The organism is Nostoc sp. KVJ3 (genome assembly GCF_026127265.1).
Taxonomy (GTDB): Bacteria; Cyanobacteriota; Cyanobacteriia; order Cyanobacteriales; family Nostocaceae; genus Nostoc.
Window position 1 is genome coordinate 550,444 of record NZ_WWFG01000002.1, and the last position, 12,652, is coordinate 563,095.

Annotated in this window: 10 protein-coding genes; 4 read left to right on the top strand and 6 right to left on the bottom strand. The window is 41.3% G+C overall.

From position 1 onward, the window contains the following. The first annotated feature begins 22 nt into the window (after positions 1-22). A complete protein-coding gene (locus tag GTQ43_RS18435; protein ID WP_265274210.1) occupies positions 23-1,144 on the top strand; it encodes a glycosyltransferase family 4 protein in 1,122 nt (373 codons plus the stop codon). Between the two features lie 371 nt (positions 1,145-1,515). Here the strand turns inward: GTQ43_RS18435 and GTQ43_RS18440 are convergent, their stop codons facing one another. The 4 genes from GTQ43_RS18440 to GTQ43_RS18455 form a co-directional block, all read right to left on the bottom strand. Further along, the gene (locus GTQ43_RS18440; RefSeq protein ID WP_265274211.1) at positions 1,516-2,217 is read right to left on the bottom strand and encodes a Uma2 family endonuclease; all 702 of its coding nucleotides are present in this window, start codon (positions 2,215-2,217) and stop codon (positions 1,516-1,518) included. A gap of 271 nt (positions 2,218-2,488) precedes the next feature. After that, positions 2,489-3,028, bottom strand: a complete 540-nt coding sequence (locus GTQ43_RS18445) for a DOMON-like domain-containing protein (protein ID WP_265274212.1) — start codon at positions 3,026-3,028, stop codon at positions 2,489-2,491. After that, entirely contained in the window at positions 3,025-4,143 is a 1,119-nt protein-coding gene (locus GTQ43_RS18450) for a phosphotransferase enzyme family protein (protein WP_265274213.1), read from the bottom strand. Before GTQ43_RS18450 ends, GTQ43_RS18445 begins: the two co-directional genes overlap by 4 nt. A 182-nt stretch (positions 4,144-4,325) precedes the next feature. Further along, complete coding sequence (locus GTQ43_RS18455) at positions 4,326-5,636, bottom strand: Tudor-knot domain-containing protein (RefSeq protein WP_265274214.1); 1,311 nt, start codon at positions 5,634-5,636, stop codon at positions 4,326-4,328. A 285-nt stretch (positions 5,637-5,921) separates the two neighbouring features. On the opposite strand from GTQ43_RS18455, the gene GTQ43_RS18460 reads away from it, so the two are divergent. After that, on the top strand, positions 5,922-6,917 hold the full coding sequence (locus tag GTQ43_RS18460; RefSeq protein ID WP_265274215.1) for an aldo/keto reductase: 996 nt from the start codon (positions 5,922-5,924) through the stop codon (positions 6,915-6,917). A gap of 12 nt (positions 6,918-6,929) precedes the next feature. Then, positions 6,930-7,514, top strand: a complete 585-nt coding sequence (locus GTQ43_RS18465) for a TetR family transcriptional regulator (protein ID WP_265274216.1) — start codon at positions 6,930-6,932, stop codon at positions 7,512-7,514. Between the two features lie 693 nt (positions 7,515-8,207). Here GTQ43_RS18465 and GTQ43_RS18470 read toward each other — a convergent pair. After that, positions 8,208-9,647: an MlaD family protein gene (locus tag GTQ43_RS18470; RefSeq protein WP_265274217.1), complete on the bottom strand. Its 1,440-nt coding sequence runs from the start codon at positions 9,645-9,647 to the stop codon at positions 8,208-8,210. Positions 9,648-9,899: 252 nt separating this feature from the next. Continuing rightward, positions 9,900-10,682 carry an ABC transporter ATP-binding protein gene (locus GTQ43_RS18475; RefSeq protein WP_265274218.1) on the bottom strand — a complete coding sequence of 261 codons (783 nt, stop codon included), beginning with the start codon at positions 10,680-10,682 and terminating at the stop codon, positions 9,900-9,902. Positions 10,683-11,394: 712 nt separating this feature from the next. Between GTQ43_RS18475 and GTQ43_RS18480 the strand changes: the two genes are divergently transcribed. Continuing rightward, a complete protein-coding gene (locus GTQ43_RS18480; RefSeq protein WP_265274219.1) occupies positions 11,395-12,444 on the top strand; it encodes a low specificity L-threonine aldolase in 1,050 nt (349 codons plus the stop codon). Positions 12,445-12,652: the final 208 nt, after the last annotated feature.

Consider the following 12,652-nt stretch of genomic DNA (forward strand, 5'->3'; position numbering starts at 1 on the left):
TTAAATAGGACTGATATAAATTATGAAAGCAATTATTGTAATGCCACTAGCCGAGCAACGAGGCGGCGGTGAAATGATGCTTTGGGATTTGGTGCAACAAGGACGCAATGCTGGTGTCGAGTGGCTGATAATATTTTTAGAAGACGGCCCGATGGTCGAACAAGTCAAGTCTCTCGGTATTGATGCGCGAGTTGTGGAAAGTGGACGTTTACGCCAAATCCACCGTTTTATTGGCGCTGTTTTTCGGATAGCTGCGATCGCACGCCGCGAACGTGCAGATATAATTGTCAATTGGATGTGGATTACGCATATATCTGGAGGTTTGGCGGCCATGCTAGCGGGTTTACCTGCTGTGTGGTATCAACTAGAAGTGCCTAGTAATAAAACTTGGTTGGTGCGACTCGCCACTTTAATCCCAGCACAAGCAATTATCACCCTTTCCCAAGATGGCAAGCAAGCACAAGCAGAGATTTGGCCGCACAGACCAACACCTTTGGTTTATCCTGGTGTAGCACTAGACCGATTTGAGCCTGATGCTTTACCAACTCCTGAAGAAGCACGGCGAAAACTCGGTTTACCCTTACACTGCCCGTTGATTGGAATTGTGGGACGATTGCAACGATGGAAAGGAATGCACGTATTGGTGCAAGCGATGCCGAAAATTTTACAGAAGTATCCTGATGCTCATTGTGTAGTGGTTGGCGGGAAGCACGATTTGGAAGCGGATTATGAGGACTTTTTAAAAGCCGAAATCATAAAATTGGGCTTGAAAGAGCAAGTAATTATGGCTGGACTACAGCGTAATATCCCGGAGTGGGTACAGGCGATGGATGTATTCGTTCATGCTTCGGATAAGGAACCCTTTGGAATTGTGATTATTGAGGCGATGGCGTTGGGTAAACCTGTGATTGCTGGCGATGCAGGCGGCCCGACAGAGATTATTACCGATGGGATGAATGGACTATTAACACCTTACGGCGATGCGGATAAATTAGCGATCGCAATTCTCCGCTATCTTGACGAGCAAGAATTTGCCCAAAGTGCAGGAATAGCTGCTAGACAACGCGCCTTAGATTTCTCGACGCAGAATTATGCTCAGAATTTTATTAGTGCAATTCGTTCTGCAATACCAAGTGTTTCCTAGATAGAAAACTGTTAAACCTCGTCCATTTTGAAACCTGGAGTAGTGCAACCCGAAAAACCCGCTAACTACCAGCAGGGAGCAAGAGACTTCTACTACTGTCAATTTCCACTGCTAATAGCATTAACTATTGTCGCGCCTCTTAGCCGATTTTAAGCAAGTAAAGGGAATTCGTAAGCGTTGAGCTATACACTGCACTTGCATTAAGGTTTTATGCGAACGAATTTGCTGTTTACCCTTGTTGTTGTGATGCTTGCGTTTTTTCATTTATTTGGTTGCCTTTTCCTTGTATAAAGATGTGAAAAGCAAACTTTTTAACTCATTGATTGTACTGCGAATTTCATAGCTTATATTATCAATGCGATCGCAGTAGTCTAAATTGTATCTGGGTCAATATTTAACTCTTGCAATTTTGCTGCCAAACGTTGTGCCTTTTGTTCTACATGTTCTAATCTTTGTTCTGTCTCTTCGGCTCTTTCTTCAGGTGTTGGTACTAATTGTCTATCTGGTGTAAAAAACCGCAATAGTCCTTCATGAATTCCTAGATATAACCCTAACTGTTGACTCCATAAATGTCCTTGTTTATTTAGTTGCAGAGGTTGATATTTTCCATCTACTAAATGAAATCCTGCGAATTCTAATGTGTATGGATCAAACCAAAAATAATCAGGGGTTCGGAAAGTATCTTGATAAATTTCTTTTTTTAAACCTTTGTCTGTCTTCGCTGTTGAGTCTGACAAAATTTCCAGAATTAAATTCGGATATTTACCATCTTCTTCCCAAACTACCCAACTTTTACGGGTTTTCCGTTGGGTTCCGAACACTACAAAAAAGTCTGGGCCTCGAAAGTATTCTGATTTGCGTTGGTGTGGACTGTAGTATATAGTCAGGTTTCCCGCTGCATAGAAATCATTTCTATCTCGCCACAGCCATTCTAGACATGTTAAAAGTAAAATTATTTGCCGTAAATGTAATTCAGTTTCCAAAGGAGGTTCATCACTATATAAATCACCAGGGGGAAAAATAACATCTTGAGGGATGCCTTGTTGAGAATCTAATTCTTGAGCTATGGTCATAGAATGGATAGGGCATCAATTAGTTATAGATTTATTTTAGCAGCGTTATTGTTAGTGATAAAGAATCCCAAAGCAGTTGCGAAACACGCGATCGCATGAATGTATATTGGGCATCTGAAGCCAGCTTTCCACCACGCCCCCATAGCAGATATCAAGATAAAAACAATGAAAATAAGTTTTATTGTACTCATGTTCAGTCCTTAACAAATTTGACTCCCTCACTCAGGAGTCGATACCCTGCTAATATTCCCATATTAATTTCAGATATAACTCACAACTGAATAATAAAACTGTCTCGTAGATGAAAATCAGCCTCTGTGCCTACATGAGTTAACGCCCAGTAAGTCACCTCACCGCCTCTATCTTTAATAACAGTAGTAATGGCAACTTCAATTGCTTGCTCTACAGAAATGATTTTACCCAAATCAAGATCCAACACAAGTGCTAAACCTTCGCCTTGATTTTGAACATCAAACTGGAGTTTTTCAAAAGCTATTTCCTCTTGCATTCCTTGACGATAACCATCAAGGCGATAGGCATTCCAGTGTCCGGCGGGTGAGAGGTTGAATTCCCAATATCGCGCAGAGTTCTTGATGCCAAGAAAGAACTCAAAGCAGGTATCTTTCCACAATTCATGCTTGCGTGATGGTGTGTTTGATATGGGAAAAATCGCAATTTCATTTAAATCGCCTTCAAGCATATAGCGGATGGCAAGTTTATTACCATTTCGGGCAATATTACCTGAAATTTTCAAATTAGGCGGCGATTCATTAGAAGGAAAGGGTTGTAGGAAAAATGTCTGCTCGTTCATTTCATATCTTTGATAATGTTATGAATCTGCATTTCTTGAGATTCGATACTTTCGGTAAGCTTAAACTGAACGATCGCTCTTGCCAAGTTATGTTCTGGGTGCTTCACTTTAAAGTAAACATTCCCAGCTAAATAATCCGCAAAAAATCTCAATCCTAATTCAAAGGCGATGAGACGGATGGCATCATATATGTATGCATAGTCATTCTCAGTAAGAAACGCTTTTGCTACAGAGAGATAGCCTTGTAAGATTCCCTGACACAAGTCGGTGTCAAAATAAACACTTTCCCAATTCTCGGTTTCTTCACCAGCCGGATTGCAGCCCGATCGCAAACAATCACCAATATCGTAATGTACCAGACCGGGTTTAACGGTGTCCAGGTCTATCACACTCACGGCTTGCTGGGTAGCAATGTCAAACATGACGTTATTGATTTTTGGATCGCCGTGCATCAGACGCAGGGGTAATTTACCCTCAGCTTTGGCATTTTCTAGGATATGTGCAAAGGCTTGGCGATCGCTAACAAATCGCAAACAATAATCAAACTCAGTATTTTTACATAAACTAGCTGTCGCAAAAACTTTTTCATAATACTGGAGATAAAGCGGTGTAATATGGAATCCTTGAAGGGTATCAGCAAGTTTTTCTGGTGGCAAATCGCTAATCAGATTGTGGAACATCCCCAACGCATAACCGATTTCTTGCGCTTGTGTGCGATCGCCCATAGTATCAAAAGACTGGGAGCCTTCAATAAAGCTAATCGCCCGCCAAAAGGAGCCATCTGCATCCTGACAGTGGTCTTGAGCATCCTTAGTTAATAGTACGCGCGGTACTTCCCAACGACGATTGAGGGGGGTATGCTGTAACTTTTTATGAATATGTTCAGTAAAGGTACACATATTCTGCATAATCAGTTTTGGCTGACGAAACACCTGCGTATTGATGCGTTGCAGGACAAAATATTGTTCTTCTGAGGAATCTAGAGTGACTAAAAAGGTGTCATTAATATTACCACTTCCAAACGCTTTAACGCCTATAACCTTTCCCTGTTGAGCGAATTGATCTGCGATCGCCACCAGCTTCTCTGCACCCTGTATATTGAATTCTTCTGTCATCTGAAAGATTTCCGCCAACGCAAAATTAATTTATAGAGATATCTAATAAAAATTCGCAACGTTCAGATCCCCGACTTCTCAAAGAAGTCGGGGATCTGAGCTTTCACGAATGATTTAGGATTGATATGTATGCTAGCACAGGGCGCGACAGCGAATAGCCCATGAGAGTGCTAATTCAATAGTTAAGAAATCTCGTCGCTATCAACCCACTCATCATAAGATGAGTCATAACCAGCATAGTGAACAAAGTATTGCTGATTTTGGATTTGCTGAATCGTTGCAGAATACCAAGCCTCTTGCTCATCATCCCAACATTTTACTTTTTGACCCACTGCATATCCATTATCATCAGCAGCGCGAAGATCGCGAGTCCGAATGTCATCTTCGCCTACCCACTCGTCATAAGATGAACCATAGCCGAGGTAATGAATAAAGAATTGGTCATCTTTGATTTTCTCAATTGTTCCCTGATACCAATCTTCCTCTTCACTATCCCAAACTTCTACTGTTTTGCTGACTTCATACTGATTATTATCTGACTTGACAGCAGAAGCAGACGAAACATCTTGGATCGGCTTTTGTTGCTCTTGTTTAATTTCTTCTTTAACTAAAGTGTATGCTTCCAAAATCAAGCCACGAGCGACAGTTTGAGTTCCTGTATGTTCGTAGTAATTGGTAGTTTGATCTAGAAATGCAGCAACAAAATCTAAATTATCATCAGCAATCTGAATAAAATTACCCAAGTTACTAGAAATTGATTGCGGGGTTATGCCTGTTTTAGATACTAAATCATTCATCCAGCCTTGGACGGAGTTAAAACTCTGACTGAGAAAACCAACTTTATCAGAGGGATTACTACCAGGAAGAAAGTTATTGATAGCCGAGAAAACCGGATTTTGAGTTATTGCGCTAGTATCAGCGCCACTAATAACGTTATGAATTTTGCTAAGAAAGTCAGGGCCTAATGGCAGAATTCCGTCTATACAAACTAAAGCTACCATCCGTATTAGGGATGCATCTTGATAGTTGTTACCAAGGGAATTTGCAAACTCTTGGGGGTTAGGTTGAGGAATGCCATTTAGTTTGCAAAAGGCGATGATTTCAACGGCGATTTTCAGCGCTAAGTCAATGGATTGAGTGACATCAGCTTTGGGAGTAATGTTGCCTAAAAAAGAGAGAAAGCCAATTTTCTCACTAAGCTTATTCGCTAAAGCCGCCGTTCCCATAGCTGTGTCTGCTTTATCAATTGTTTGATAAAGTTTAATTGCAAACTGGTAGCCTTTTTGAGGATCTTCGTATAAAACGACAGAGCGATCGCGGATTCTCTGAATTACCTTAGCATCGGTAACTCCAGTAATGCTGCGAATACTATTATCAAACCCCGTCAAATTGCTCCACTCACCTGGTGCTACGTAATCAAGAGCCTTTAAAACTTTGACAGTGATATTGTCAGTCGGTAATTCGTCAACCAACTGAATAATTGATTTATCCATTAGCCGCTCCTCAAAACTCTAAATTATCCTTACAACACAGTTCCAATAAACCCACAGCCAGTTGCTACCATACGGAAGCCTTTCTGTAGTCAATGCTGCGCGAATTCCTGAATCGTATTCATAGAGTTCCCTGGCTTGAGTAAAAAATAACAAATAGCGATCGCTCCTACAGCACGGCTAATCAGACATGATGCGAATAAATTCTTAACAAAGATTGAATGACAGATATTGATTTTTGTCATCTGATTGGTATCATAGTTTTATCACCACAGTGGAGAAATTGCTATGTTGTCGCGTCAACTGGGAAAAAACGGTTCAACAATATCGGCGCTTGGGCTTGGCTGTATGGGTATGTCTGATGTTTATGGGCCAGCCGATCGCAAGGAAAGTATTGCAACAATTCATGCAGCGCTTGATGCAGGTATTAACTTACTAGATACAGGCGACTTTTACGGCATGGGACACAATGAACTGCTGCTAAACGAAGCCTTAACAGGACGGCGGGAAAATGTCTTCATTGCAGTTAAATTCGGTGCGCTGCGCTCTCCTGATGGCAACTTTATCGGCTTCGATGGTCGCCCTGAAGCCGTAAAGACTTCACTTGCTTATACATTGAAACGACTAGGAACCGATTACATTGACCTTTACCAACCAGCCCGGCTCGATCCGAAAGTGCCTATTGAAGAGACTATTGGGGCGATTAGCGAAATGGTGAAAGCTGGATATGTTCGCCAGATTGGTTTATCTGAAGTGGGTGCAGATATAATTCGCCGCGCTCATAGGATTCATCCAATCGCTTCGCTTCAGATTGAATATTCCCTCCTGAGTCGTGGCATTGAAGATGACATCCTGCCAACGGTGCGGGAATTGGGCATTGCTGTCACCGCTTATGGAGTCCTCTCACGGGGATTGTTGAGCGGTTATTGGTCGAAAGAACGCTCTGAGCAAGTGCAAGACTATCGAGTACATTTACCCCGCTTCTCTGGAGAGAATTTGGATCGCAATTTGTTGCTAGTCGAAGCCCTGCGCCTGATTGCCGAAGAACAGAATGCAACGGTTGCTCAAGTGGCAATTGCTTGGGTGCTGTCGCGGGGGAAAGATATCATACCGCTAATTGGCGCACGGCGTTGCGATCGCTTAAATGAAGCTCTGGGTGCATTGGATTTACACTTAAATAAGGATGATATCGCCCGGATTGAGGCAGCCGTGCCACTAAATGCCGTAGCTGGCGATCGCTATAACCCAGAACAAATGGCAATGCTCGATAGTGAAAAGAGGTAAAAAAGTTATCGCATGAATGATTCACCTTTGACACCGGAGCGGATTCTCGACGCAGCAGAAGAAGTTTTGCGTCGTTACGGTCTGGCAAAGGCAACAGTCGTCGATGTGGCTCGCTTTTTAGAGGTGAGCCACGGCACGATTTATCGGCATTTTCCCAGCAAAGCTGCCCTGCGCGATGCAGTGGCAGAACGGTGGCTGCATCGGGTTTCCACACCCCTAGCAGCGATCGCCCAAGAGCCAGGTTCCGCCAGAGAACGGTTGCACCGATGGTTTGAGCAACTCATGACTCTGAAACGTCAAAAAGTCTTAAAAGAACCAGAGTTATTTGCAACCTATTCAGCGATTACCCAAGAGGCGCGAGGGGTAGTTGAAGCTCACATTGCTGAACTGCTTAGGCAAATCACTGCGATCGTCGAGAGCGGTATTTCCACTAACGAGTTTAGAGTAACCGATCCGCAAGCAGCAGCCAAGGCAGTATTTCAAGCGACAGTTCGATTTCACCATCCAGCACACGCATCCGAATGGAACAATCCAGATATAGATAGGGACTTTGCCCAAGTATGGCGCTTGATACTTACTGGATTAGTGGCGGTTTAGTAATGCTAATTACTCAGTACTTGGAACTCCGCTTCCATTCCTCTCTCCGCTTCGGCTACGGTGTACACACAAGTCGAATTACCCCCCTTAATCCCCCCTTATAAAGGGGGGAAACCGGAAAATCTTGTTCCCTCCCCAATACATACGGGGAGGGTTAGGGTGGGGTAAAACCTTGGGTTTTTCAGCTATTTCAGACTTGTGTGTACACCGTAGCTCCGCTTCGGGGAGAGTCTTTAAGTCTGGGAGCATCCCAATGCAAGCAAATTTACCAAGATGATAAGTTGTCATTGCGAATGGAGCAAAGCGGAATGAAGCATAAGTCCTTCGGACACGCTTCGCGAACGCAAAGTACAGATGTTGCGATTGCTTCGCTTCACTACGTTACGCTCGCAATGACAATCCATGTTTTTACACATTTGGGATGCTCCCTTAAGTCTTGCTCCCCTTCCGACACTCGTGCCGCCATGCGAACGTAGGGAAGGCGCTGGGGGTTAGGTTTGAGAGAAAGTTGCACACCGCGTAGACTTACGCACGGACAGATTTTACGTCATTACGAGCAAAGCTTTCGTGGAGCATCTCCAAGAGTTGTAATCGCACAGGCTTAGTTTGTCCTCACGAGTACATAAGTCCTAATTTAAATTAAACTCTTGTAAAGAGTAAAATATGTCACTTAAAATTGTCAAGCTGTATTGCTTATTTTCCTGTCTCCAGTTGCTCCCGTTGCTTACCATACTCCCGCAATTGTTTCAACAAAACTTCTTGAGATGAATTAGGAATAGACGGAGTGGGGTTTGGTTCAAGGTTCGTGTCAATACTTTCAAAATTAGCAGGTAAGGGATTAACTATATAGACGGGTAGCGACTTCTCATTAGACATCGCCTGTTTAGTTGGTGTTGGCGGAGGAATTAGATTGTTTGGTTTTCTCACAGCAGCTTTTACCGAATCTAGAGTAGTAGCAACTTGCACCTGTTGTTGCATCTCTTGTGTAGAAGAGACTAAACCACTTAAACCATTCACCAATTGCCGTAAATTTTTGCGGAATTTAGGATCGCCTGTCAATTCATCTAAATCAGATGTAATTTTTTGGGTATTTTCAAAGGTGACTCTTGCTGAATCTAAAGTTTGTTGCAGCAGCACTGCATTCTTAGGATCGTTTAAAGTTTTAGAAGCATCGCGTAAATTAGCTGAAGCTTGGGCTGCATTTGCTGAAAGAGTTTCTAAATTGTTGAGTAATTCTCCTTTAGTCAATCGATTGACAGATGGTGATAGGCTACTGACTGTAACACGTAGTTGGTTGCTGGTTTCCGTGATATTATTTAAAGCGCCAACTAGTGAAGAACGATTTGTTGTTAACAGATTATCCAGATTGGTGAGTAAATTATTTGCTTGAGTTGCAGTTGTACCGAATTTATTTAGTGTTTGACTCGCCGATGTATTAAGTTGGTTTGTCGCTCGTTGTACTGAATTAGCTGTAGCAGAAAATGTATTTAGTTGTTGTCGCAAGCTTTTGGTCAAACCTTGTAAATCCTGACTTAGCTCAGTAAAACTAGATGCTGCGCCTGTGGTACTTTCCAAAACCCTATTGACATTTCTATAAAATTTGGGGTCATTGTATGCAGAGGCTAGCTCAGTTGAACTGCGAATTAGATCGTCAACACTGATACCAATCTGACCTTTTAACCGAGAACCATTACAGACAATCAGGCTGGTATCACAACTTCTATCTAGGGGTTTAGCAAGTACAATTCCATTAGGTAAGGTTGTTTTTGGCGTAATGTCGATAATACTTTCGCTAATTAATCCACTTTGATTAGCTTCCACCACTACATTCCGGGGGATAATTAGATCGCTTTGGGCTATTTCAATCTCTATATCAATGGCATTAGCTTTTGGTAGAACTTGGGAAATAGTTCCTACTTTAACACCTCGATAGCGAACTACTGCCCCTTTCTGCATTCCGCCAGCGTTAGCAAATTCTACAATAATTTTGTATGAACGGCCAGCAGCAGTAAATCTATTTAACCACAGAAAGAGTAACCCAAATACTCCTATTCCTAACAGAAGTAGCAACCCCACAGAGCCTTCTCTAAATGTTCGCCCAGAAGCGAAGCGGCTTGTCATAAGACCTCGCATTTTTTTGCCTCCACCAACAACCAAATTATGAGTTAAAAGTGAGGAGTAGGGACGCAATTAATCGCGTCTGTACAAGAATTAGAAGTTGAATTTAATTCTCGCTCTTTATTCTTAACAAGGACTTAGGCAAACAATAGCTTAAACCGTTATTTTAGTGTAGGAGCAATTTATGAATTTCCCTTACAACTTTTATTTTTGGGTAAGTCCTATTGACTCCTCACTTTTAACTCCTAACTTCTCACTTTTAACTTTCTAGCCAACGACTTTAATCGGCCCTTGCACACTACCACTAATAAATTGTTTGATCAACGGATTTTCTGTGTTGTATATTTCACCAACTGTACCCTGCCACTGCACTTTACCTTCATAGAGAAATATAAGTCTATCAGTTGTACGGTGGATAGTACTATCTTGGTGGGTAACAACGGCATAGGTACTACAAACTCCATGTAAACATTGCAAATGGCGGATTAAATCTTCGATTACTGTTGAGGCAATAGGATCGAGTCCGGCTGTCGGTTCGTCGTATAGTAGAACTTCTGGGCTTTCTGAGGGATTATCGGGGTTAGACATAATCGCACGGGCAAAACTTACCCGTTTTCGCATTCCCCCCGAAAGTTCGGCTGGGTAAAGGTTGCCTACTTCTGGCAAACCTACCATCTCCAATTTTTCTTTTACCAAATCTCGAATTCGCGATCGCTGTAGCTTTGAATTTTGATAAAGTAAAAATCCCACATTCTCCTCCACCGTCAGCGAATCAAATAGCGCCGCCTGCTGAAACACCATACCAATGCCAACCTGCTGGCCACCATCCTCAATCAAACCCTCTCGCCGTACTCCTTGTACATAAATCTCTCCTTCATCAACAGCAAGTAACCCCGCGATTACCCGTAAGATTGTTGATTTACCAGTACCCGATGGGCCAATAATCCCTAGTGCTTCTCCGCGGTAAATGCTTAAGTCTACATTATCTAGAACTTTATGGCTACCAAAGGACTTAGAAACACCTTTCAGTTCAATCAATGGTTCAGTCATTAGTTATTTAGTCATTAGTCATTGCTAAACCAGTGCCTTGGGCAGGGTTCACCAATTTGTACCCTTGCAAGGAAGCAGCCCAATAGTGATGTCATAGTTATTGGTAGGGCATTGTATAGTACATTATAAGTATATGATTAGCATTCTAATTAGCAAACTCTATTTTTCTAGCATAATATTTAGTTATTTGCTTTATTTGCGATCTTTAACCTTCCAAAATCGCCTCAACCCAAGGCTGACGAAGATACCGTAGTAATTTAACATCTCAGTAGATGGAAACTAAGACCCCAGTTTTCTCTAGACATCATTAAAGTAATTTATTTAACAGTATAAATATACTAAATGCAATACGGTTCGGTTAAGGTTTTTTGATGGAAATTCTAGAGCGTAAAGATGCGATGATTCATCACAAAGACGCGATAAATCGCCGTCAAGACGAAAAAATGATTATTGTAGAGACGGCGATTCATCGCGTCTCTTGCCTTAAGTGAATAGTATTGATACTAAATGAGCTTATAAATATTCCAAGTAAAGCTACAAACACGAAAACTAATTAATATTCTAATGCAAAATATAGGAATTTCATTTAATTAACAGAGTCATTAGATAACTTAATAAGTTAGTCATATCTACCGTTAATCTGGGAGTTGGCAGTTGCCCAAAATATTTATTAATATTGTAAAAATTACTGTTAAAAATCAAAATAGAAATTATGAGTAGAAACTTAGAACAGTTTGCAAGCGATAATTCCTCTGGCATTTGTCCAGAAGCGCTTGAATATATGATTAGGGCCAATCAAGGTAGTGTACCAGCTTATGGAAATGATGAATGGACTCAAAAAGCCGCAGATTATTTTCGGGAACTCTTTGAAATTGATTGCGAAGTATTTTTTACCTTTAATGGGACGGCTGCAAATTCTTTATCTTTAGCTGCTCTTTGTCAGTCATATCACAGCGTCATTTGTCATGAAACATCTCACATAGAAACAGATGAATGTGGCGCACCTGAATTTGCATCTAATGGCTCTAAACTTTTACTAGCTCAAGGTAAAAATGGCAAGTTAACATCAGAAGCTATAGAAGCAGTTGTTACTAGACGCACTGATATTCATTATCCCAAACCTAAAGTTATTAGTATTACACAATCAACTGAATTAGGGACTTTATATTCTATTGAAGAACTTCTACAAATTAAAGAAGTAGCAAAAAAGTATAACTTAAAGATTCACATGGATGGCGCTCGTTTTGCAAATGCAGTTGCCGCTATGAATAAAGGCCCTGCTGAAATTACTTGGAAAAGTGGAGTGGATGTGTTGTGCTTTTGTGGTACAAAGAATGGAATGGCATTAGGTGAAGCCATTATTTTCTTCAACAAAGAGTTAGCAGAAGATTTTGATTATCGATGCAAGCAAGCAGGGCAGCTAGCCTCAAAAATGCGGTTTATTTCTGCTCCTTGGTTGGGTTTATTGGAGACTGGTGCTTGGCTAAAGAATGCCAGACATGCTAATCAATGTGCTGAATACTTAGAAAATCAACTATTAAATATAGAAGGTGTTGAGTTGATGTTTCCTAGAGAAGCCAACGCTGTATTTGTTAAATTACCTGAACAAGTAATTCACAGTTTAAAAGCAAATAACTGGCAGTTTTATACATTTATCGGTGTAGGAGGAGTACGTTTTATGTGTTCTTGGAACACTACTCAATCAAGGATTGATGAATTGATTGATGATATAAAAAAAGCAACCTATAGATATCCTATCTAAATTTGTAAAAATTCACGCTTTTTAGATACCCGACTTATTTAAAAGTCGGATATCTAATATCGATTAAGTAGGTAGGCACAAATGAACCTAACTATGTAACGAAAAGTAAAAGCGGTGAAAACCTTGCGTTCGCGAAGCGTGTCCGAAGGACTTATGCTTCACTCCACTTCGTTGCGTTCGCAATGACATAGTTATAAATTTTCTCACC